The organism is uncultured Azohydromonas sp., from assembly GCF_937926365.1.
Taxonomy (GTDB): Bacteria; Pseudomonadota; Gammaproteobacteria; order Burkholderiales; family Burkholderiaceae_C; genus Azohydromonas.
In genome coordinates this window covers 44,138-65,334 of the sequence record NZ_CALAOH010000127.1, presented here as the reverse complement: position 1 = coordinate 65,334, position 21,197 = coordinate 44,138, and the positions used below count along the sequence as shown (strand labels likewise).

The window sequence follows — 21,197 nt, the reverse complement described above, 5'->3', positions numbered from 1 at the left end:
AAAGAGACCCGTCACGCCAACGGGCCGAATGCCGGATGCGGGGTGGGGAAGCCCGCCTGCGCGGGCATGACGAAATTCTTTTCAGCGGCGGCCCGAACCGGCCTCACCCCTGCACTGCGAACGGCACCCGCGCCAGCACCACCTGGTCGCCCCCGCGCTGCTGCGCCTCGGCCAGAGCCGCCTGGCAGCCGGCCACCAGCGCGGGCGCTTCACCGGCGGTGTGCGGACAGCTCGCCACGCCCATGGACACGCTGAAGCGCAGCTCGCGCCCGCCGCTGACCACGATCTGCGCCGCGCACTCGCGCCGCAGCTGCTCCATGCGCCCATAGGCCACGGCCAGCCCCACGTTGGACATCAGCACCGCGAAGCGCTGGCCGTCCAGGCGGCAGGTCCAGTCCGCGGCGCGGGTGTTGGCGCGCAGCAGCCGCGCCAGCGTCGCACGCACGCTCTCCAGTGCCCCGTCGTCCCAGGCGGCGGCGACTTCAGCGCGCGGCGCGTCCAGCGCCACCCACACGAGTGCAATCTCTCGGTGCTCCTCGTGCGCAGCCGCCACCGCATGCTCCAGCTGCTCGTCGAACAGCGCGCGCGACTGCAGCCCGGCCTGCGCGCCCAGCGGACCACCCTCGCCGTACAGCTCGTTGTAGAGACGCTGCTGCTGCTCCAGTTGCTGCAGCACCTCGCGCAGCCGCTGCTGCTCGCGGCGCTGCGGCCCCAAGTCGGTCCAGATGCTGCACAGCAGCCGCCGCCCATCGGGCAGCAACCGGATCTCGCGCCAGACGCTGAACTCTTGCTGCGCCCCGTGCCACTCGAAGCGGTGCTCGCTGTGCAGCGGCTTGTCCGGCGGCAGCTGCAGCGCGTGCTGCTCGGCCGCACGCAGCGGTGCGGGCAGCGGCGGCTCCAGTGCCGCGTCGCCCTGCGCGCGCAGCGCGGCCGGGTCGCACCGCAGCCACTGCACCATCGCCTCGTTGACGTACAGGTAGGCGCCGCTGTCCGCGTCCTTGAGCGCCAGCAACATGCCCTGGCGCGCCATCCAGGCCGGCAGCAGCCGGCCCAGCAACGCTGCCAGCGCGTCATCGGACAGCGCGTCGGCAGCAGTCGTCTCGGCTTGGGAAGAGGGAACGGTGGACATGCTGAGCGGGGCAGAGACTGGGGCCTGAGCAGGATAAGCCGCGCCGGGCGGTGGGAGGAAGGTTTCAGTCGAACAGCATCTGCGCGCTGCGCTCGTAGTCGCCGGTGAGCTCCTCGAAGCGCGCCAGCAGCGCCTCGGCGGCCAGCGCGAGCTGCCGGCGTCCGCTCTCATGCCCGGCCTCGCGCACGCCCTGCTGCATGCGCTGCCACTCGCGCGCCGCGGCATCCAGCGCGATGCGGATCGCCGGCGAGCTCAGCGGCGACTGCTGCAGCCGTTGCAGCGCCTGATCGAACTCGCGCGCCGTGGTCGCGGCCAGCGACAGCGCCTGCGCGCCCGCCGGCGTCGCCAGCAGCGCGCCCATCAGCACCTGCTTGAGCAGGCGCTGGCCCAGCATGCGCTGGCGCCCGGCCAGGTTCACGGCGGAGAGCGTCTGCAGCGCGCTGCCACCCTCCAGCGCGCGCGTGAGCGTTTCGGCCGCGGCCAGCAACGCCTCGGCCGCGGCGTCCAGCGCCGGCAGCCCATCGAGCTGCGGCGTGGTATCCAGCGCGCGCTCCAGTGCGACCCAGGCCGACTGCAGCGGCTGCAGCAGGTCGCCCAGGGTCGGGGCCGACAGTGTGCGGCCCAGCTGCTCCAGGTTGCGCTGGGTCTGCTTGCGCGCGGCGGACTGCAGCGCCACGGCGTCCACGTCCGGCGCCGGCGCCAGGCGCAGCGCCTGCAGCGCCACCAGGCGCTGCGACAGCATGCGCAGCTGCCCGCTGCGATTCAGCGACTCGGCGTCGCGCGCGGCGTCGATGAGCTGCTGCGACAGCCGCCCCACGCGCAGCTTGCCCTGCATGGCCGCGCCGCGCAGGCGGCGGAAGGCCTCGTCTTCCGACAGTCCGTGCGAGCGCATCAGGATGCCCTTGGCGCGGTCCACCAGCTTGCGCTCTTCCAGCCGCTGGTTCGCCTCGTCGCGCTCGCCGCGCAGGCGCTGCTCGTGCTCGAAGCGCGCGCGCGCGAGTTGCAGCAGCGGGCGCAGCCGCGTGGGCGCGTAGCCGTGCACCACCCAGCCCGCCACGCCCAGCGCCAACGCGCGCTGCGCGCCCTCGACGCTGGCATCGGCGGTGAACACCAGCACCGGCATTGGTTGCGTGCGCGACAGCAGCTCCAGCGCGTCGAACAGCCCGGCCTCGGCCGGCGTGGGCTCCCAGCACACGACCACGTCCGGTGCGTGCTTGAGGGCCTGCTGCACCAGCTTGTCGCACTCGCAGGCACCAAGGACGTGAATGCCGGCGGCCTGGAGCTCATCGGCCAGCGGAGGCGCGCCCGTGCCGGGAGCGGAGATGACGAGGGCTGAGGTCATGCAGCGAACCGGCACCGCGGCCGGCCATACAGGGAGAGAAATGCAAGCGCCGCGACGGGCGCGGCGTTCGGGCCGCAAGCATAGAGCAGACCCCACATCCGTCCGGCTCTACGGGTTGGCACGGATGGTGCAGTACTGCACGCGGGTGCACCGCAGCACCCGGACCGCCGGCATCGCACGCCCGGTCCTGGCCACAGCGTCGTGACCAAGCATGTGCTCCACAGCCCGCACCCGCCGCGGGCGCTTTGCCGAACCTCCGGAGAAGCCACATGAGAACGCTGTCGTTGCCCGCCCTCCTTTCCCCTTCCCGTCCGCGCACCTGAGCGCCCCGCCACGATGTCGAGCTTCAAGACCTTCGCCCGTGCCGGGCACTGGCCCACGCTGGCCGCTTCCTTCCTCTATTTCGACTTCTGCTTCGCCGTGTGGGTGCTCAACGGCGCCATGGGTCCGTTCATCAGCGAGGCCTATGGGCTGTCGGCGGCGCAGAAGGGCTTCATGGTGTCGGTGCCAATCCTGGCCGGCGCGCTGATGCGCTTCCCGCTGGGCGTGCTGGCGCAGTACATCGGGCGCAAGAACGCGGCGATGGTGGAGATGTCGCTGATCGTCCTGGCGCTGCTGTATGGCTTCCTGTTCGTGGACAGCTATGACGGCGTGCTGGCCATGGGCGTGCTGCTGGGCATCGCCGGCGCGAGCTTCGGCGTGGCGCTGAGCCTGGGCAGCGGCTGGTTCCCGCCCAAGTACAAGGGCCTGGCCATGGGCATCGCCGGCGCGGGCAACTCCGGCACCGTGCTGGCCGTGCTGTTCGCGCCGCCGCTGGCGACCCAGTTCGGCTGGCAGACGGTGTACGGCCTGGCCGCGGCCACCATGCTGCTGCCGCTGGCGGTGATGTGGTTCGCCGCCAAGGAACCGCCCGATCGCGAGCACCAGACCTTCCGCGAGCACATCAGCTGCCTGTTCGAGAAGGACGGCTGGGCCTTCAGCCTGATCTACGTCGTCACCTTCGGCGGCTTCATCGGCCTGGCCAGCTTCCTGCCCACCTATTTCTACGACCAGTTCAAGGTCACGAAGGTCGAGGCCGGCCAGCTCACCATGCTCGCCACCCTCATGGGCTCGGCGGTGCGCGTGCTCGGAGGCTGGATCTCCGACCGCATCGGCGGCGTCAACACCCTCTCCGGCGTGCTGCTGCTGGTGGCCGCCACGCTCACGGCCTGCGGCTTCGCTGGCACCTCGCTCGCTGGCACCACGCTGCTGTTCATGCTGTGCTTCGCCGCCCTGGGCGCGGGCAACGGCGCCCTCTTCCAGCTCGTGCCGCTGCGTTGGCCGCTGGCCACCGCGGTGGCCGGCTCGATGATCGGCGAGGTCGGCGCCCTGGGCGGCGGCTTCCTGCCCAACGCCATGGGCCTGTCCAAGCAGTACTCGGGCAGCTACCTCGGCGGCTTCCTGGCCTTCACGGTGCTGGCGCTGGTGATGCTGGTGATGCTGCGCGTCGTACAGATCCGCTGGACCCGCACCTGGGCCGAAAAGGGTGGCCGCGCCCGCGTGGCCGCCCAGGAGCAGGCGCCGGCCGCGCCACGCGTCACCCGCGTTACCCGCGCCGCGCCGCGCCGCCGCGGCGCCTGAGGCCCCGGGACCACCTGGAAGCGCCATGGCTGCCCTGCCCTTCTTCCCCGTTCGCCCTGAGCCCTTCGACGGCGCTCAGGACAGGCTTGTCGAAGGGCCTGCACGCCAGTCGGGCCCCAGGGCTTCGACAGAGCCTGCCCTGGGCCTGTCGAAGGGCTCAGCCCGAACGGCATGTGTCGTTCTGGAGAGCAAAAAGGGTTCAGCGCGGCAGGAACAGCAGCCACACGACCAGCAGCAGGTTGAAGAGCAGCGACACCGCCAGCGCCGCCTTCCACAGCGCCAGCGGGTCGCGCACGGCCAGCGGCGTGGCCAGGGGCGCGCTGATGCTGCGCGAGGCGCCGCGCTGCAGCGCCAGCAGCAGCTCCTCGGCGGTCTCGAAGCGCTGGCGCGGGTCGCGGGCCACGGCCTTGAGCACCAGGTGGTCCAGCCAGATCGGCACGTCCGGACGCAGCCGCGACAGCGGCCGGGGGTCGCGCTTGAAGCGCGCGGTCTGGTACGGCTCGACCTCGCCGTAGGGCAGATGGCCGGTCAGCCACTGGTACAGCGTCACGCCCAGCGCGAAGAGGTCGCTGCCGCTGTCGGCCGCCGCGCCTTCCCACTGCTCGGGGTTCATGAAGCTGGGCGTGCCGGCGTGCAGCTCGCGCTGCGCCGCCGAGGCGTGCGCGCTCACGGCGGTGCCCAGGTCCAGCAGCCGCCACTGGCCGTCATCGCCCAGGTGCAGGTTGCCCGGCTTGAGGTCGCGGTGCACCACGCCCAGCCGGTGCAGCCGGCCCACGGCGCGGGTGACGGCGATGGCGCCGCGCACCACCTCGTCCACGCTGAAGCGATGCCCTTCCTTGAGCAGCTGCTCCAGGGTGCGTCCGGCATGCCAGTCGAACGCGGTGTAGAGCGCCGTGGCGTCCGTCACCTCGTGCACGCGGATGAAGCCCGGCGCCCCGGCCTCGGCCAGGCGCAGGCCCAGCCAGGCCTCGTGGGCGAGCATGGCGCGCTCCTCGGGGTCACTGGCGCGGGCCTCGTGCAGCGTCTTGATCGCCGCCAGCGCGCCCCGCGGGCCGCGCGCCTGGTAGAGGCGGTGCACGCCGTTGTCGGCCACCAGCGCCGTGATGGTGAAGCCGTCGAGCCGGTCGCCCACCTTGAGCTTGCCGGGCGCGGGCAACTGGCGGCTGCGGGCGAGCTCGTCCTCCAGCCGGCCAGCGTCCAGCCCCAGCACCCGCACCACCAGCGCGCTGGCGTTGTCGCGGCTGCCGGCGGCGATGGCGGCCTCGACGATGGCCTCGCTCGCCTCCTGGGCCGTGCCCTGGGCGGCCAGCGCCGCCAGCCGCGCGCGCTTGAGCACGCCGTGCACGCCGTCGGTGGTGAGCACGAACACGTCGCCCACGCGCAGCAGACCCTGCGCGTAGTCCACGCTCAGCGCCTCGTCCAGGCCCACGGCGCGGGTGAGGCGGCTGCGCTGGTCGGGATGCTCGAAGGCATGGTCCTGCGTCAGCGGCGCGAGCTCGCCGCCGCTGAGCAGCCAGGCGCGCGTGTCGCCCACGTGCGCCACGGTGTAGCCGCGGCCCTCCAGCGCCAGCGCGGTGAGCGTGGTCAGCGCCGTGGCGGGCTCGTCCACGCGGCCGGCCTCGCGCCGGTGCCAGCCGCCGCCGAGCTGGCGCTGGCGGTTCACGGCCACGAGCCAGCTGTTCTGCGCCGCGATGAGGCGGTCCAGCACCACGGTGGTGTCCCAGGTGGGCGGCGCGGCGAAGAAGTCCGACAGCAGCCCCATCACGCTGGTCTGCGCCGCCTCGCGCCCGCCGCCGCCGCTGGACACGCCGTCGGCGATCGCCGCCACCAGGCCGCGCTTCTCGCGCAGCGCGCCGGCGAAATCCTCGTTGACATCCCTGAGGCCGCGGCGGCTCGCGTGCCCGATGTCCACCTCAAAGCTCATGCGGCGATTGTCCGCGCAACGAATTCGATCTCTCGCTTCTCCGGAGGAACGCAGCCATGAAGAAGATGAAACTGGTCCTGATCGGCAACGGCATGGCCGGCGTGCGCACGCTCGAAGAGCTGCTCAAGATCGCCCCGGACCTCTACGACATCACCGTCTTCGGCGCCGAGCCGCACCCGAACTACAACCGCATCCTGCTGTCGCCCGTGCTCGCCGGCGAGCAGACCATCGACGAGATCATCCTCAACCCGCTGACGTGGTACGAGGACAACGGCATCACGCTGCATCTGGGCTGCGAGGTCACGGATGTCAACCGGGCCAAGCGCGTCGTGCATGGCCGCCGCAAGGACGGCAGCACCATCGAGGTGCCCTACGACCGGCTGCTGATCGCCACCGGTTCCAACCCCTTCATCCTGCCGGTGCCGGGCAAGGACCTGCGGGGCGTGATCGCCTACCGCGACATTGCCGACACCGAGTACATGATCGAGACGGCCAAGACCCACAAGCACGCCGTCGTCATCGGCGGCGGCCTGCTGGGCCTGGAAGCGGCCAACGGGCTGATGCTGCGCGGCATGCAGGTGACCGTGGTGCACATCGCCAACACGCTGATGGAGCGCCAGCTCGACGACGTGGCCGGCAAGATGCTGCAGCAGTCGCTGCAGGAGCGCGGGTTGCGCTTCGCGATGGGCGCGCAGACGCAGGCGCTCGTCGGCGACCAGGATGGCCGGGTCATGGCGGTGCAGTTCAAGGACGGCACCGAGATCCCGGCCGACCTGGTGGTGATGGCCGCGGGCATCCGCCCCAACACCGCGCTGGCCGAGAAGATCGGCCTGCACTGCAACCGCGGCATCGTCGTCACCGACACGCTGCAGACCGTCACCGACCCGCGCGTCTACGCCGTGGGCGAGTGCGCCGCGCACCGCGGCATCGCCTACGGGCTGGTGGCGCCGCTGTTCGAGCAGGGCAAGGTGTGCGCGACGCACCTGGCGCAGTTCGGCATCGGCCGCTACCAGGGCAGCCAGACCAGCACCAAGCTCAAGGTCACGGGCATCGACCTCTTTTCCGCGGGCGACTTCAACGGCGGCGAGGACTGCGAGGAGATCGTGCTCAGCGACCCCTTCGGCGGCGTCTACAAGAAGCTGGTGCTCAAGGACGACAAGCTCGTGGGCGCCTGCCTCTACGGCGACACGGCCGACGGCGCCTGGTACTTCAAGCTGCTGCGCGAGGGCCGCAGCGTGGCCGACCTGCGCGACAAGCTGATGTTCGGCGAGAACCACCTGGGCGACGCCGGCCACCAGGGCCACAGCAAGGCCGCGGGCATGGCCGACGACGACGAGGTCTGCGGCTGCAACGGCGTGACCAAGGGCGCGATCTGCAAGGCCATCAAGGACAAGGGCCTGTTCACGCTGGAGGAGGTGCGCAAGCACACCAAGGCCAGCGCCTCCTGCGGCTCCTGCACCGGGCTGGTGGAGCAGATCCTGATGTTCACCGCCGGCGGCGACTACTCGGCCACGCCCAAGAAGAAGGCGATGTGCGGCTGCACCGACTTCAGCCACCAGGACGTGCGCGACGCGATCCGCAAGGACAAGCTGCTGAGCATCGACGCGGTCTACCAGACCCTGGGCTGGCGCAACCCCAACGGCTGCGCCAGCTGCCGCCCGGCGGTGAACTACTACCTCATCAGCACCTGGCCCAAGGAAGCGCGGGACGATCCGCAGAGCCGCTTCATCAACGAGCGTGGCCACGCCAACATCCAGAAGGACGGCAGCTACTCCGTGATTCCGCGCATGTGGGGCGGCGAGACCAGCGCCGCCGACCTGCGCCGCATCGCCGACGTGGTGGACAAGTACGCCATTCCCACCGTCAAGGTCACCGGCGGGCAGCGCATCGACCTGCTGGGCGTGAAGAAGGAGGACCTGCAGTCCGTCTGGCGCGACCTGGGCATGCCCAGCGGCCTGGCCTACGCCAAGTCGCTGCGCACGGTGAAGACCTGCGTGGGCGCCGAGTGGTGCCGCTTCGGCACCCAGGACAGCACGCAGCTGGGCAAGGACCTGGAGCGCGCGCTGTGGGCCATGTACGCGCCGCACAAGGTCAAGATGGCCGTCAGCGGTTGCCCGCGCAACTGCGCCGAGTCCGGCACCAAGGACGTGGGCGTCATCGGCGTGGACTCCGGCTGGGAGATCCACATCGCGGGCAACGGCGGCATCAAGACCGAGGTGGCGCAGTTCCTCACCAAGGTGAAGACGGCCGAGGAGGTACTGGAAGTCGCCGGCGCCTTCCTGCAGCTCTACCGCGAGGAGGGCTGGTACCTGGAGCGCACCGTGCACTTTGTGGAGCGCGTGGGGCTGGACCACGTCAAGAAGCGCGTGCTGGAGGACGCCGAGAACCGCAAGGCGCTGTGGGCGCGGCTGCAGTTCGCGCTCGACGGCCAGCCCGACCCCTGGCAGGAAGCCGTCAAGGCCGGCATGGACACGCGCCAGTTCGAGCCGCTGCGCCTGTCCGCCGAGGCCCTGGCCACGGCCGAGATCAAAGCCTGATGAACCCCTTGGAAAGCACCGATCCCATGAGCGCCTGGATTCCCGTCTGCACCCTCGACGACCTGCCCCTGCTGGGTGCCCGCCGCCTGGAGCGCCCCAAGGGCGCGCCGGTGGCGGTGTTCCGCAACGCCGACAACGAGGTGTTCGCGCTGCTGGACCGCTGCCCGCACAAGGGCGGCCCGCTGTCGCAGGGCATCGTCAGCGGCCGCAGCGTCGCCTGCCCGCTGCACAACTGGAGCGTCGGCCTGGACAGCGGCCAGGTGGCCGCGCCCGACGAGGGCTGCACCCCGGCCTTCGCCGTCAAGGTGGAAGGCAACGTGGTGCACCTGGACCGCGATGAGATCGCCACCCTGGGCATCGACCTGCCGCTGCCCCAGGCCGGCCCTTGCCGCGGCTCGCGCCCCGAACAGAAGCCCACCCTGTAACGGAGCTGAGCGCCCGCCTCCAACGTCCCACCACGGTTCCGACATGGCTGAAACCCGTTCCACCTGCCCCTACTGCGGCGTCGGCTGCGGCGTGATCATCGAGAGCGATGGCGCGCAGATCACCGGCGTGCGCGGCGACCCCGAGCATCCGGCCAACCTCGGCCGGCTGTGCAGCAAAGGCAGCACGCTGCACCTCACCGCCGCCGCGCCCGTGACGCTGCAGCAGCGGCTCCTGGCGCCGATGCGCCGCGACCGGCGCGGCGAGGCGCCGCGGCGCGTGGGCTGGAACGAGGCCCTGTCGCTGGCCACGGACCGCTTCGAGGACGTGATCCGCCGCCACGGCCCGGACGCCGTGGGCTTCTATCTTTCCGGGCAGCTGCTGACCGAGGACTACTACGTCTTCAACAAGCTGGCCAAGGGGCTGATCGGCACCAACAACGTCGATACCAACTCGCGGCTGTGCATGAGCTCCGCGGTGGCCGGCTACAAGGCGACGCTGGGCGCCGATGCGCCCCCGGCCTGCTACGAGGACCTGGCGCGGGCGCGTACCCTCTTCATCGCCGGCTCCAACACGGCCTGGGCGCACCCGATCGTCATGCGCCGCATCGAGGACGCCAAGCGCGCCAACCCGGCGTTGCGGCTGATCGTGGTCGATCCGCGCCGCACCGAGACGGCGCAGCTGGCCGACCTGCACCTGCCGCTGCTGCCCGGCACCGACGTGGCGCTGTTCCACGGCCTGCTGCACCTGATGCTGTGGGACGGCCTGACCGACAACGCCTTCATCGACGCCCACACCAGCGGCTTCGACGCGCTGCGCCACCGGGTGCGCGAGTACACGCCGCGCGAGACGGCGCGCATCACGGGCCTGCGCGAGCAGGACATCGTCACGGCCGCGAAGTGGTTCGCCGGGCTGGACGGCAAGGAAGGTCCGGGCGGCCCGCGCGCCCCGACGCTGTCGCTGTACTGCCAAGGCCTGAACCAGAGCCGCAACGGCACCGCGAAGAACGCGGCGCTGATCAACCTGCACCTGGCCACCGGCCAGATCGGCAAGCCCGGCGCGGGCCCCTTCTCGCTCACCGGCCAGCCCAACGCCATGGGCGGGCGCGAGGTGGGCGGGTTGTCCAACCTGCTGTCGGCGCACCGCGACCTGGCCAACCCCGAGCACCGCGCCGAGGTGGCACGGCTGTGGGGCGTGGAGGACGTGCCCTCGCGGCCGGGCAAGACGGCCGTCGAGATGTTCGAGGCGGCGGCCGACGGCGAGATCAAGGCGCTGTGGATCGCATGCACCAATCCGGCGCAGTCGCTGCCCGACCAGGCCACCGTGCGCCGCGCGCTGCAGCGGGCGGAGTTCGTGGTGGTGCAGGAGGCTTTCAAGGACACCGCCACCGCGGCCTTCGCCGACCTGCTGCTGCCCGCGGCCACCTGGGGCGAGAAGGAAGGCACCGTCACCAACAGCGAGCGCCGCATCAGCCGCGTGCGCCCGGCGGTGGCGGCGCCGGGCGAGGCCCGCACCGACTTCGCCATCGCCACCGAGTTCGCGCAGCGGCTGGAAGGCCGGCTGTGCGCGGGGAAACCGTCGCTCTTCGCCTACGCCGGCCCCGAGGCGGCGTGGAACGAGCACCGCGAGAGCACGCGCGGGCGCGACCTGGACATCACCGGCCTGAGCTGGGCGATGCTGGAGGCGCAGGGCCCGCAGCAGTGGCCGCTGCCCGAGGGCGCATCGCAGGGCCGCGCGCGGCTGTACGAGGACGGCGTGTTTCCCACCGCCGATGGCAAGGCGAAGTTCGCCGATCTGCCCTTTGAACCCGTGGCCGAGCCGCGCGATGGGCGCTTCCCCTTCAGCCTCAACACCGGGCGGCTGCGCGACCAGTGGCATGGCATGAGCCGCACCGGCGTGCTGGGCCGGCTCTTCGGCCACGTGCCCGAGCCGGCGGTGGAGCTGAACCCGCAGGAGATGGCGCGGCTGAAGCTGGCCGAGGGCGAGCTGGTCTACGTGACCTCGCGCCGCGGCGCCATCGTGCTGCCGGCCGTGTCCAGCGAGGCCATCCCGCTCACGCAGGCCTACATCCCGATGCACTGGGGCTCGGAGTTCCTTTCCGGCCGCAGCAGCCGCGGCGAGCCGCTGGCGGGCGTGAACGCCCTCACCTCGCCGGCGTTCTGCCCCATCTCCAAGCAGCCCGAGCTCAAGCACGCGGCGGTGAAGCTGCTCAAGGCCGAGCTGCCGTGGAAGCTGCTGGCGCTGGCTTGGCTGCCGCAGGAACGGGCGCACGCGGCGCGCGCGCAGCTGCGCGCGCTGATGGAGCGCTTCGACTACGCCAGCTGCGTGCCCTTCGGCCACGAGCGCAGTGGCGTGCTGTTCCGCGCCGCGGCCGACGCGCCGCCGCCGCTGGAACTGGTCGACGAAGTCGAGCGGCTGCTGGGGCTGGATGCCGACGGCGCGCGCGCGCTGCGCTACGAGGACCGCAAGCGCGGCCAGCGCCGCACCGTGCGGCTGAGCAGCGCCGGCGGCGACAGCCGGCTGGAGGCGGTGCTGCTGGCCGGCGACGTCAGCGCCGAAAGCTGGATCAAGGCGCTGCTGCAGGAGGAGCTGCCGGCGCAGGCCTACGGCCGCATGCTGCTGGCCCCCGGCGCCAAGGCGCCCGTGGCGCTGGCGCCGCGCGGCAAGCAGGTATGCGCCTGCTTCAACGTCAGCGAGCCGCAGATCCGCCAGGCGCTGGTCAGTTGCCAGGGCAACCCCGCGGACCGCCTGGCGCAACTGCAGGGCCGGCTGCGCTGCGGCACCAACTGCGGCTCCTGCGTGCCCGCGCTCAAGACGCTGGTGCAAGCCACGCCGGCCAGTGCGGCCTCGGCGGTGGCGGCCTGACGGCCGTTCGCATCGGCGAACCGGTCCTTTCACGAGCAAGGAGGAGGTTTGGAACATGCGCTACGCCCGCATCGCCCCGGCGCCCTCATGCCGGCCCGCTTCTTGCGAAACGGGGCCGGGAGACAATTCGACATGAGCATTTCGACCTACATCAAGGAAATCGGCCGCGGCGCCAACGGCGCGCGTTCGCTCACGGTGGAGCAGGCGCACGACCTCATGGGCCAGGTGCTCGACGGGGCCGCCAGCGACCTGGAAATCGGCGCCTTCGCCATCGCGATGCGCATGAAGGGAGAAACGGCCGACGAGCTCGCGGGCTTCCTGGCCGCGGCGCACGAGCGCTGCCTGGCCATCCCCTCCGACCGGCCGGTGGTCATGCTGCCCAGCTACAACGGCTCGCGCCGGCTGCCCAACCTCACGCCGCTGCTGGCGCTGCGCCTGGCGCAGGAAGGCGCGCGCGTGCTGGTGCACGGCCCGCTGCAGGACCCCTCGCGCGTGACCAGCGCCGAGGTGCTGCGCGACCTGGGCCTGCCCGCGGTGGGCAGCGTGCAGGAGGTGGAGCGGGCCTGGGCGCGGCATGAGCCCGCCTACATGCGCATCGACGCGCTGTGCCCGCCGCTGGCGCGGCTGCTGGACGTGCGCTGGGTGCTCGGCCTGCGCAACTCCGGGCACACCATCGCCAAGATGCTCAACCCCGTGCGCGGCGCGCGCGGGCTGCGCGTCACGAACTACACCCATCCCGAGTTCGGCCAGCTCCTGGCGCAGTACGCGCAGAACACGGGCGCCGACATGCTGCTGCTGCGCGGCACCGAGGGCGAGCCCGTGGCCGACCCGCGTCGGCTGCCGCGCATGGATCTGACACTGCAGGGCACGCTGCACGCCGACCTGTCCTGCGCGCCCCAGGAAGGTGCATTGGCGCAGCTGCCGGTGCTGCCGCGGGAGAACGACGCCGCCACCACCGCCCTCTACATCCAGGCCGTGCTCAGCGGCGAGAAGCCGGTACCGGCGCCGCTGGAGCGCCAGGTGCAGCTGCTGATGGGCGCGCTGGCCGCGATGCAGGACGAGGCGCTGGCCCAAAGCGCCTGAAGAGGTATCAAACATGACAAACCGGACAGAGCCCCACGTCCCTTCTGCCACGCCCACCCTCGCCCGCCTGCAGGCCCTGTCCGGCCAGCGCTCCTTCAGCCGCCACGGCCCCGGCGACTGCACGCTGGTGGGCGCCGGTCCGGGTGACCCGCAGTTGCTGACGCTGGCGGCGCTGCGCGCCATCCGGCGCGCGACGGTGCTGCTGGTCGATGACCTGGTGCCGACGGCGCTGGTGGAGTTCGCGCTGCGCGGGCTGAAACGCCGGCCGCGCATCGTGCCGGTGGGCAAGCGCGGCGGCTGCGAGAGCACGCCGCAAGCCTTCATCGAGCGGCTGATGGCGGCCGAGGCGCTGGCCGGCCAGCGCGTGGTGAGGCTCAAGGGCGGCGACCCGTTCATCTTCGGCCGCGGCGGCGAGGAGGTGCAGACGCTGCAGGCGCAGGGCATCCCGGTGCGCGTGGTCAACGGCATCACCTCCGGGCTGGCGGCGGCCACGAGCATCGGCGTGCCGCTGACGCACCGCGCGCATGCGCAGGGCGTCATCTTCGTCACCGGCCATGCCAAGCCGGGGGGCTGCACGCCGGACTGGTCGGTGCTGGCGATGGCCGCGGCGCAAGGGCTGACGCTGGTGATCTACATGGGCGTGGCGCAAGCCGAGCGCATCCATGCCGGGCTGGTGCAGGGCCTGCCCGGCGACACGCCGGTGGCGGTGATCCAGCACGCGAGCCTGCCGCAGCAGCGCGAGTTGGTTACGACGCTGGAGCGGCTGCCGCAGGCGCTGCGCGAGTCCGGGCTGGGCAGCCCAGCGGTGATGGTCATCGGCGAGGTGGTCCACGCCCGCACGCTGGCACTGCAGGCCGAGAACCAGGTGCAGGCTGCGCAGGCCCTCACGCCCGCCGCGGCCGAGAACACCCGGCGCAGCGCCTGATTCGGGGAAACCCGGACAATGGCGCCCCATGTCTGAAACATGGGATTGCGTCATCGTCGGCGCCGGCGCGGCCGGCCTTTTTTGTGCCGGCATCGCCGGGCAACTGGGCCTCAAGGTGCTGCTCATCGACCACGCGCCGAAGGTGGCCGAGAAGATCCGCATCTCCGGCGGCGGACGCTGCAACTTCACCAACCGCGAGGCCGGCCCCGCCAACTACCTGGGCGAGAACCCGCACTTCTGCCGCTCGGCGCTGGCGCGCTACACGGCGGCGGACTTCATCGAGCTGATCAGGAAGTACCGCATTCCCTTTCACGAGAAGCACAAGGGCCAGCTCTTCTGCGACCGCTCCGCCGAGGACGTGATCGAGATGCTGCTGGCCGAGTGCGAGGCCGGGCGCGTCACGCGCTGGCAGCCGTGCAAGGTGCTGGAGGTGCGGCGCACGGCCGAGGGCTACGAAACCGACACCGACCGCGGCACGCAACGCAGCGCGCGGCTGGTGGTGGCCACGGGCGGGCTGTCGATCCCGAAGATCGGCGCGACGGACTTCGGCTTCCGGCTGGCCAAGCAGTTCGGCCACCGCCTGATGGAGCCGCGCCCGGCCCTGGTGCCGCTGACCTTCGACGCACCGACCTGGGCGGCCTTCGCGCCGCTGTCGGGCATCGCGCTGGAGGTGGGCATCGAGACCGGCAGCGGCAAGAAGGCCACGCGCTTCCTGGAGGACCTGCTGTTCACGCACCGCGGCCTCAGCGGCCCGGCGGTGCTGCAGATCAGCAGCTTCTGGCAGCCGGGTCAGCCGCTGCGCATCGACCTCGCGCCGGGGCGCGACCTGGGCGCGCTGCTGCGCGAGGCCAAGGGCAAGTCCAAGCGCCAGCTCGGCAACGAGCTGGCCGCGCTGTTGCCGCAGCGCCTGGCCGATGCTTGGCTCGCGCGCGCGAGCGTCGATGGATCCACGCCCATGCCGCAGACGCGCGACAAGGAGCTGGCGGCGCTGGGCGCAGCGCTGTCGCGCTGGGAACTCACACCCGACGGCAGCGAGGGCTACCGCAAGGCGGAGGTCACGGCCGGCGGCGTGGATACGCGCGAACTCAACCAGCAGTCGATGGAGAGCAAGCGCCAGCCGGGGCTGCACTTCATCGGCGAGGTGGTGGACGTTACGGGCTGGCTGGGCGGCTACAACTTCCAGTGGGCCTGGGCCAGCGCCGCGGCCTGCGCGCGGGCGATGGCGGCGTCGCGCGAGGCTTGAAGCCGCGCGCCAGCGGCGGGCTGCCGTGGCCCGGGCCTGATCCACAACACCCCGCGCCCGTCATCACCGGTCCGGATACTTGCGCGGACGGCGGTTTCTGCAGGTCTTGATGCACGACAGCTTGCGGAGCACTGATTCGCGTAGGTTATACTCCGCGTTTTGCTGGCAAACCCGCGTGTCGATCTGGCCCACGGACATCCGGAAAACTCCGGCGCCGGACACCGAGCGCAACTACTGAAGGACATCCCCTTTCATGACCACGATTCGCGTCAAAGAGAACGAGCCGTTCGATGTGGCCCTGCGCCGCTTCAAGCGCACCATTGAGAAGCTGGGCCTGTTGACCGAGCTGCGTGCGCGCGAGTTCTACGAGAAGCCCACTGCCGAGCGCAAGCGCAAGAAGGCTGCCGCCGTCAAGCGCCACTACAAGCGCGTGCGCAGCATGCAGCTGCCGAAGAAGCTGTACTGATCGATTCGGCGCGAGCCTCGCGCTCGAACTGCTTCTGACAGTCAAGCCCGCGCGGGACGCCGTCGCGGGCTTTTGCATTTCTGGAACTGGAATTGGAGAAATGACGATGGGCCTGAAGGACCAGATCACCGAGGACATGAAGTCCGCCATGCGTGCCAAGGACACGGCGCGGCTGTCCACCATCCGGCTGCTGCTGGCGGCGATCAAGCAGAAGGAAGTGGACGAGCGCATCACGCTGGATGATGCGCAAGTGGTGTCGGTGGTGGACAAGCTGGTCAAGCAGCGCAAGGACTCCATCGCGGCCTACACCCAAGCCGCCCGCCAGGACCTGGCCGACATCGAGGCCGCGGAAATGCAGGTGCTGCAAGGCTACCTGCCGCAGCGCCTGTCGCAGGAGGAGGTGCAGGCCGAGGTGGACGCGCTGGTGGCCGAGATGGGCGCCGCCGGCCCCGGCGACATGGGCAAGGTGATGGGCGCGGCCAAGGCCAAGCTCGCCGGCAAGGCCGAGATGGCGCTGGTGTCCGCCGCCGTGAAGGCCGCGCTCAGCCGCTAAGCTGGCGCCATGAGCACCCCCACCGAAATCCAACTGCGCCCGCTCACCGACGAGGTGTGCGTGGCACCCCAGCTCCCGCCCGAGGCGATGGCCGAGGTCGCGCGCGCGGGCTTCCGCAGCGTGATCAACAACCGCCCTGACTTCGAAGGCGGTCCCGACCAGCCCACCAGCAGCGCCATCGAGACGGCCGCCCTCGCCGCCGGGCTGGAGTACCGCCACCTGCCGGTGGCGCCGGGCTACCAGTCCCCGGAAGAGGCCGCGGCCTTCGCCAAGTTGCTGCAGGAGCTGCCCAAACCCGTGCTGGCGTTTTGCCGCACCGGCACGCGCAGCACCAAGCTCTTCGTGATGGCGCAGCAGCAGCAAGGCTGAAGAGAGCCGGCCTCCCAATGAAATAGCGGCCTACGGGCCGCTATTTATTTTCGAGCGTCACAGCGGGCGGCGTTCCCGCCCGACCGCTTCGCGCCTCAGCCGCCCAGGTAGGCCGCCTGCACCTTCGGGTCGTCCAGCAGCGCGCGGCCGCTGCCCTGCAGCACGATGCGGCCGGTTTCCAGCACGTAGGCCTGGCTGGCGATGCGCAGCGCCTGGCGCACGTTCTGCTCCACCAGCAGGATCGTCAGCCCCGTGCGGTTGATGCTCACCAGGGTGCGGAAGATCTCCTGCACCACGATGGGCGCCAGGCCCATGGAGGGTTCGTCGAGCAGCAGCACGCGCGGGTTGGCCATGAGCGCGCGGCCAATGGCCAGCATTTGTTGTTCGCCGCCGGAGAGGTTGCCGGCGTAACCGTCCAGCCGCTCCTTCAGGCGCGGGAACAGCTCGAAGATGCGCTCCATCTCGCCGGGCTTGGCCTTGCGGCCCGGGCGGCTATAGGCGCCCAGCTCCAGGTTCTCGCGCACGGTGAGCTGGGTCAGCATCGCGCGGCCTTCGGCCACTTGCACGATGCCGCGCGCCACGCGCTGGTGCGGCTTCAACTGGCCCAGGTCCTGCCCCTCGAACAGGAAGCGGCCGGCCTTGGGTTTCACCAGCCCCGACAGCGCCATCAGCGTGGTGGACTTGCCCGCGCCGTTGGCCCCGACGAGTGCCGTGATCTCGCCCTCGCGCAGCTCGAAATCCACGCCCTTGACGGCCTCGATGTGGCCGTAGGCCACCTGCAGCCCCTCCACGCGCAGCAGCGGGGCGGTGGTCGTCGTCGTGCTCATGCCTTTGCCCCCTGTGCCCCGTGTGCCGCCGCGTCCTGCAGCGGGTCCTCGTCACGGCCGAGATAGGCCTCGATCACCTGCGGGTCGCGCTGCACCACGTCGGGGGTGGAGTCGCAGATGATGCGGCCGAAGTTCAGCACCGCCACGCGCTCGCACAGCCCCATCACGAAGCGCATGTCGTGCTCGATCATGAAGATGCCGTAGCCGCGGCCGCGGATGTTGCGGATCTCGTGCATCAGATCCGTCTTCTCGCTGGCGTTCATGCCCGCCACGGGCTCGTCGAGCAGCAGCAGCTTGGGCTCGGTGGCCAGCGCGCGCGCCAGTTCCAGCCGGCGCTGCTCGCCGTAGGAAAGGCTGTCGGCCGTCGAGCTGGCCTTGTGGTCCAGCCGCACCCAGCTCAGCAGTTCCAGTGCGCGCTCGCGCGCGCGCTTCTCCGCTGCCCGGACTCCGGCGCTGGAGAACAGCGTGCCCAGAGCGCCGTAACCCAGGTGGCGGTGCATGCCCACCACTACGTTGTCCAGCAGGCTCATCTCTTTGAACACGCGGATGTTCTGGAAGGTGCGCGCGATGCCGCGGCGCGTGACCTCGTGCGGCGCCAGCCCCACGAGGCTCTGGCCGCCGAACTCGATGGCGCCGCCCGTGGGCCGGAACAGCCCGGTGATGAGGTTGAAGACGGTGGTCTTGCCGGCGCCGTTGGGGCCGATCAGGCCGAAGATGCTGCCCTCCGGGGGCAGCTCGATGTTGACGTCCTGCAGTACCTGCAGGCCGCCGAAGCGCATGGAAACGTTGGCGAGCTTGAGCATGGCGTCAATCCTTGCGGCCCAGCAGGCGGCGGAAGCGCATCGGGTCCCACAGGCCACGCGGCAGGAACAGCGTGATCACGACCAGGATCAGGCCGTTGACCACCAGGCGGAAATCCCGCAGCCCGCGCAGCACCTCGGGCAGCAGCGTCAGGATCACCGCGCCCAGCACCGGCCCGGTGAGGCCGTTGATGCCGCCCAGGATCGCCATGGTCAGGATCTCCACGCCGCGGTCGAAGCCGTATTCGTTGGGGCCGATGAAGAAGGTGAGATGAGCGTTGAGCGCGCCGGCGAGCCCGGCGATCGCCGCGCCCAGCACGAAGGCCAGCATCTTGTGCGCGGCGACGTCGATGCCCATCAGCGCCGCGGCGGTCTCGTCCTCCTTGATCGCCTCGAACGCCCGCCCGATGCGCGTGCGCTTGAGCTGCCACAGGACGAACAACGCCAGCACCACCGCCAGCAGCACGTGCCACCACTGCGTAAGCTGCGGAATGCCGTTGAGGCCCAGCGCGCCGCCCGTGAGGTCTTCGGTGTTGAGGATGAGGATGCGCACCACCTCGCCGAAGCCCAGCGTGGCCATGGCGAGGTACACGCCCGACAGCCGCAGCGTGGGCTTGCCGATGAGGAAGGCCACCAGCGAGGGCGCCGCCATGCCGGCCAGCAGCGCCAGCGGGAACGGCGTGGCGGTGTTCATGCTCAGCAGCGACGCGGTGTAGGCGCCGATGCCCATGAACGCGCCGTTGGCCATGGCCAGCAGCCCGCAGGACAGCGTGAGGTAGATGGACAGCGCCAGCAGCGCGTTGGTGCCCAGCGTGAGCACCAGGTTGCTGTAGATGGCCCAGAAGTTGTCGAAAGCATCCATGGGGCTCAGGCCTTGCGCTGCTGCAGCTTGCCGAACAGGCCCGTGGGCCGTACCAGCAGGATCAGGTACAGGAGGCCGAAGGCCACGGCGTCGCGCATGGTCGAGCCGATGTAGGCCACCGACATCACTTCCGCGAAGCCCAGGAACAGGCCCCCGAGCAGCGCGCCGCGGATGTCGCCCATGCCGCCCAGGATGATCACGGCGATGCCCTTGTGCAGCATCGGCTGGCCCATGAGCGGGAACACCGCGTTGGACGAGAGCCCAATCAGCACCCCGGCCAGCCCGCCCAGCGCCGCCGCCACGAAGGAGGTCAGCATGAACAGGCCTTCGACGTTGATGCCCAGCAGCCATGCCGCCCTGGGCGACTCGGCGATGGCGCGCAGCGCGCGGCCGAGCTGCGTGCGCTGGATGCCCAGCAGCAGCACCGCCATCAGCGCGAAGGAGAGCAGGATGATCCCCAGCTCCAGCACCGTCAGATGCAGCCCGCCCAGGTCCAGCGCGGCGTCGGGCACCACCTCCTGCGGGAAGCGCCGGTTCTCGGCGCCGAAGACGCCCTGCATGGTGCTGGTGACGGCGATGCCGATGCCGATGGTGGTGATCATCGGGATCAGGTGCGGCGCGTTGTTCTCGCGCAGCCGGCGCAGCACCAGGCGGTCGATGAGCAGTCCGAACATGCCGCTGAGCAGCGCGGCCAGCAGCGCCGACAGCCACAGCGGCAGGCTCCACTGCTCCACGAGCACCAGCGCGGCGTAGGCGCCGACGGTGAACATGGCGCCATGGGCAAGGTTGATCACGCCGAGCACGCCGAAGATCAGCGTGAAGCCCAGCGCGAACAGGGCATACACGCAGCCCAGCGAGAGCGCGTTGATGAGTTGCTGTTCAAGCATGAGGTTCTTCCCCCACGAAAAGCGACCGCGGCGCGCCTTGCAGCGCGCCGCGGCCTTCAGGGTGAAAAGCGGGAAAGGACGCGGGCTTACTTCTCGATCGAGAACTTGCCGCCGCGCGTGACGCTGACGATGGCCGTCTGCTGCGCGTCGTAGCCCGCCGGGCGGCCGGCCTTGTCGGTGGCGCGGCGGAACTGGAAGTCGCCGGTGACGCCGCTCCACTTCACCTCGGGCAGCGCGTTGCGCAGCGCCACGCGGTCAGCGGGGAGGTTGCCGCTGAGCTTGACCTTCTTCATCGCCTGCGCGGCGATGTAGAGGCCGTCATAGGCCTGGGCGGCGAACTGGTCCGGCGCGGTCTTGTACTTGCCGGTGTAGGCCACCACGAACTTGCGGTTGGCTTCGGACTGGTTCTCGATCGACCAGGGGCTGCCCACCCACAGGCCCTCGGCCTTGTCCTTAGCCAGGTCGAACACCTTCACGGAGTTCATGCCGTTGCCGCCGATGACGGGCACGTTCAGGCCCAGCTGGCGGGCCTGCACCATGATCGGCGCGCCCTCGGCCAGCAGCGCCGACAGCACGATGGCGTCGGGGTTGGTGGCCTTGATCTTGGTGAGCTGGGCCTTGAAGTCCACGTCGCCCTTGGCGAAGGTCTCCGTGGTGGTCACGGGAATCTTCAGGTCCGACAGCGCCTTCTTGAAGTTGTCGTAGCCGCTCTTGGTGAAGACGTCGTCGTTGCCGTAGAGCACCGCCACCTTCTTCACGCCGGCCTTCTTGACCGCCATCTTCAGCGTCTCGGGCAGCACGTCGGCCTCGGTGACGGAGTTGCGGAACACGAAGTCGCCGATGGAAGTGATGCCGTCGGCGGTGTTGGAGGTGCCGAACACCACGGTCTTGGCACCCTGGGCGATGGGGTCGGCGGCCTGCGCGGAGTTGGACAGCGTGGGGCCGAAGATCATCAGGACCTGGTCCTGGAAGATGAGCTTCTTGAAGACGTTGATCGCCTCTTCCTTCTTGCCCTGCTCGTCTTCAATCACCAGCGCGATCTTGTTGCCGTTGATGCCGCCGGCGGCGTTGATCTCGTCGGCCGCGAGCTGGAAGCCGTTGCGGATGGCCGCGCCGTACTGCGCCGCGCCGCCGGACAGGGCCTCGGCCACGCCGACCTTGATGTCGGCCGCCTGGGCCACGGTCGCGGCCACGGCCGCACTCAGGATGGTGAGCAGTTTTTTCATGGGGGTCCTACCGGTGAATTAGCGACGGCTGCAAGGCTGCCGTCAGGCAACCGGTGAGTGTACGACGGCAACGAAATGCTTCCGCCGTTGCCACGACGGTCCCGTGCGCGACGCAC

At 70.7% G+C, this 21,197-nt stretch carries 18 protein-coding genes; 10 read left to right on the top strand and 8 right to left on the bottom strand.

Going from position 1 to position 21,197, the window contains the following annotated elements; genetic code table 11:
* Positions 1–103 precede the first annotated feature (103 nt).
* Together Q0741_RS13400 and Q0741_RS13395 are read right to left on the bottom strand one after the other, a co-directional pair.
* A complete protein-coding gene (locus tag Q0741_RS13400) occupies positions 104–1,129 on the bottom strand; it encodes a diguanylate cyclase (protein WP_298233701.1) in 1,026 nt (341 codons plus the stop codon).
* A 64-nt stretch (positions 1,130–1,193) separates the two neighbouring features.
* On the bottom strand, positions 1,194–2,471 hold the full coding sequence (locus Q0741_RS13395; protein ID WP_298233700.1) for a type IV pili methyl-accepting chemotaxis transducer N-terminal domain-containing protein: 1,278 nt from the start codon (positions 2,469–2,471) through the stop codon (positions 1,194–1,196).
* A gap of 336 nt (positions 2,472–2,807) precedes the next feature.
* Here Q0741_RS13395 and Q0741_RS13390 point away from each other — a divergent pair, with 336 nt between their 5' ends.
* Positions 2,808–4,091 carry a nitrate/nitrite transporter gene (locus tag Q0741_RS13390; protein WP_298233699.1) on the top strand — a complete coding sequence of 428 codons (1,284 nt, stop codon included), beginning with the start codon at positions 2,808–2,810 and terminating at the stop codon, positions 4,089–4,091.
* 199 nt (positions 4,092–4,290) lie between these two features.
* On the opposite strand, the gene Q0741_RS13385 is transcribed toward Q0741_RS13390, so the two are convergent.
* Positions 4,291–6,015, bottom strand: coding sequence for a bifunctional protein-serine/threonine kinase/phosphatase (locus Q0741_RS13385; RefSeq protein WP_298233698.1), 1,725 nt, complete (start codon positions 6,013–6,015; stop codon positions 4,291–4,293).
* Positions 6,016–6,071: 56 nt separating this feature from the next.
* Here Q0741_RS13385 and nirB point away from each other — a divergent pair, with 56 nt between their 5' ends.
* From nirB to Q0741_RS13340, 9 genes are all read left to right on the top strand, one after another.
* Positions 6,072–8,552, top strand: a complete 2,481-nt coding sequence (nirB, locus tag Q0741_RS13380; protein WP_298233697.1) for a nitrite reductase large subunit NirB — start codon at positions 6,072–6,074, stop codon at positions 8,550–8,552.
* Between the two features lie 26 nt (positions 8,553–8,578).
* Positions 8,579–8,977, top strand: a complete 399-nt coding sequence (gene nirD / locus Q0741_RS13375; RefSeq protein ID WP_298233712.1) for a nitrite reductase small subunit NirD — start codon at positions 8,579–8,581, stop codon at positions 8,975–8,977.
* 43 nt (positions 8,978–9,020) lie between these two features.
* On the top strand, positions 9,021–11,840 hold the full coding sequence (locus Q0741_RS13370) for a nitrate reductase (protein ID WP_298233696.1): 2,820 nt from the start codon (positions 9,021–9,023) through the stop codon (positions 11,838–11,840).
* Between the two features lie 132 nt (positions 11,841–11,972).
* Positions 11,973–12,923, top strand: coding sequence for a DNA-binding protein YbiB (gene ybiB, locus Q0741_RS13365; protein ID WP_298233695.1), 951 nt, complete (start codon positions 11,973–11,975; stop codon positions 12,921–12,923).
* A 13-nt stretch (positions 12,924–12,936) separates the two neighbouring features.
* Positions 12,937–13,848 (top strand): uroporphyrinogen-III C-methyltransferase, encoded by a 912-nt coding sequence (gene cobA / locus Q0741_RS13360; RefSeq protein ID WP_298233694.1) that lies wholly within the window; start codon positions 12,937–12,939, stop codon positions 13,846–13,848.
* 28 nt (positions 13,849–13,876) lie between these two features.
* Positions 13,877–15,091, top strand: a complete 1,215-nt coding sequence (locus tag Q0741_RS13355; RefSeq protein WP_298233693.1) for an NAD(P)/FAD-dependent oxidoreductase — start codon at positions 13,877–13,879, stop codon at positions 15,089–15,091.
* A 253-nt stretch (positions 15,092–15,344) separates the two neighbouring features.
* The gene (gene rpsU / locus Q0741_RS13350; RefSeq protein ID WP_012346814.1) at positions 15,345–15,557 is read left to right on the top strand and encodes a 30S ribosomal protein S21; all 213 of its coding nucleotides are present in this window, start codon (positions 15,345–15,347) and stop codon (positions 15,555–15,557) included.
* A gap of 106 nt (positions 15,558–15,663) precedes the next feature.
* Complete coding sequence (locus Q0741_RS13345) at positions 15,664–16,110, top strand: GatB/YqeY domain-containing protein (RefSeq protein ID WP_298233711.1); 447 nt, start codon at positions 15,664–15,666, stop codon at positions 16,108–16,110.
* 9 nt (positions 16,111–16,119) lie between these two features.
* Positions 16,120–16,479 (top strand): TIGR01244 family sulfur transferase, encoded by a 360-nt coding sequence (locus Q0741_RS13340; RefSeq protein ID WP_298233692.1) that lies wholly within the window; start codon positions 16,120–16,122, stop codon positions 16,477–16,479.
* A gap of 95 nt (positions 16,480–16,574) precedes the next feature.
* Here Q0741_RS13340 and Q0741_RS13335 read toward each other — a convergent pair whose 3' ends face one another.
* From Q0741_RS13335 to Q0741_RS13315, 5 genes are all read right to left on the bottom strand, one after another.
* Positions 16,575–17,306 (bottom strand): ABC transporter ATP-binding protein, encoded by a 732-nt coding sequence (locus tag Q0741_RS13335; protein WP_298233691.1) that lies wholly within the window; start codon positions 17,304–17,306, stop codon positions 16,575–16,577.
* The gene (locus Q0741_RS13330; RefSeq protein ID WP_298233690.1) at positions 17,303–18,109 is read right to left on the bottom strand and encodes an ABC transporter ATP-binding protein; all 807 of its coding nucleotides are present in this window, start codon (positions 18,107–18,109) and stop codon (positions 17,303–17,305) included. The genes Q0741_RS13335 and Q0741_RS13330 overlap by 4 nt, the downstream gene beginning before the upstream one ends.
* 4 nt (positions 18,110–18,113) lie before the next feature.
* The gene (locus tag Q0741_RS13325) at positions 18,114–18,968 is read right to left on the bottom strand and encodes a branched-chain amino acid ABC transporter permease (protein WP_298233689.1); all 855 of its coding nucleotides are present in this window, start codon (positions 18,966–18,968) and stop codon (positions 18,114–18,116) included.
* A 5-nt stretch (positions 18,969–18,973) separates the two neighbouring features.
* A complete protein-coding gene (locus tag Q0741_RS13320) occupies positions 18,974–19,855 on the bottom strand; it encodes a branched-chain amino acid ABC transporter permease (RefSeq protein ID WP_298233688.1) in 882 nt (293 codons plus the stop codon).
* Positions 19,856–19,941: 86 nt separating this feature from the next.
* Positions 19,942–21,081 carry an ABC transporter substrate-binding protein gene (locus tag Q0741_RS13315; protein WP_298233687.1) on the bottom strand — a complete coding sequence of 380 codons (1,140 nt, stop codon included), beginning with the start codon at positions 21,079–21,081 and terminating at the stop codon, positions 19,942–19,944.
* Positions 21,082–21,197 lie beyond the last annotated feature (116 nt).

Bases quoted from the DNA above. Each gene is read 5' to 3' on its own strand.
- Q0741_RS13395 (WP_298233700.1), bottom strand. From the start codon at position 2,471: ATGACCTCAGCCCTCGTCATCTCCGCTCCCGGCACGGGCGCGCCTCCG.
- Q0741_RS13325 (WP_298233689.1), bottom strand. From the start codon at position 18,968: ATGGATGCTTTCGACAACTTCTGGGCCATCTACAGCAACCTGGTGCTC.
- Q0741_RS13335 (WP_298233691.1), bottom strand. From the start codon at position 17,306: ATGAGCACGACGACGACCACCGCCCCGCTGCTGCGCGTGGAGGGGCTG.
- Q0741_RS13370 (WP_298233696.1), top strand. From the start codon at position 9,021: ATGGCTGAAACCCGTTCCACCTGCCCCTACTGCGGCGTCGGCTGCGGC.
- Q0741_RS13390 (WP_298233699.1), top strand. From the start codon at position 2,808: ATGTCGAGCTTCAAGACCTTCGCCCGTGCCGGGCACTGGCCCACGCTG.
- Q0741_RS13355 (WP_298233693.1), top strand. From the start codon at position 13,877: ATGTCTGAAACATGGGATTGCGTCATCGTCGGCGCCGGCGCGGCCGGC.
- Q0741_RS13400 (WP_298233701.1), bottom strand. From the start codon at position 1,129: ATGTCCACCGTTCCCTCTTCCCAAGCCGAGACGACTGCTGCCGACGCG.
- nirB (WP_298233697.1), top strand. From the start codon at position 6,072: ATGAAGAAGATGAAACTGGTCCTGATCGGCAACGGCATGGCCGGCGTG.
- Q0741_RS13330 (WP_298233690.1), bottom strand. From the start codon at position 18,109: ATGCTCAAGCTCGCCAACGTTTCCATGCGCTTCGGCGGCCTGCAGGTA.
- ybiB (WP_298233695.1), top strand. From the start codon at position 11,973: ATGAGCATTTCGACCTACATCAAGGAAATCGGCCGCGGCGCCAACGGC.
- cobA (WP_298233694.1), top strand. From the start codon at position 12,937: ATGACAAACCGGACAGAGCCCCACGTCCCTTCTGCCACGCCCACCCTC.
- Q0741_RS13340 (WP_298233692.1), top strand. From the start codon at position 16,120: ATGAGCACCCCCACCGAAATCCAACTGCGCCCGCTCACCGACGAGGTG.
- nirD (WP_298233712.1), top strand. From the start codon at position 8,579: ATGAGCGCCTGGATTCCCGTCTGCACCCTCGACGACCTGCCCCTGCTG.
- Q0741_RS13345 (WP_298233711.1), top strand. From the start codon at position 15,664: ATGGGCCTGAAGGACCAGATCACCGAGGACATGAAGTCCGCCATGCGT.
- Q0741_RS13320 (WP_298233688.1), bottom strand. From the start codon at position 19,855: ATGCTTGAACAGCAACTCATCAACGCGCTCTCGCTGGGCTGCGTGTAT.
- rpsU (WP_012346814.1), top strand. From the start codon at position 15,345: ATGACCACGATTCGCGTCAAAGAGAACGAGCCGTTCGATGTGGCCCTG.
- Q0741_RS13315 (WP_298233687.1), bottom strand. From the start codon at position 21,081: ATGAAAAAACTGCTCACCATCCTGAGTGCGGCCGTGGCCGCGACCGTG.
- Q0741_RS13385 (WP_298233698.1), bottom strand. From the start codon at position 6,015: ATGAGCTTTGAGGTGGACATCGGGCACGCGAGCCGCCGCGGCCTCAGG.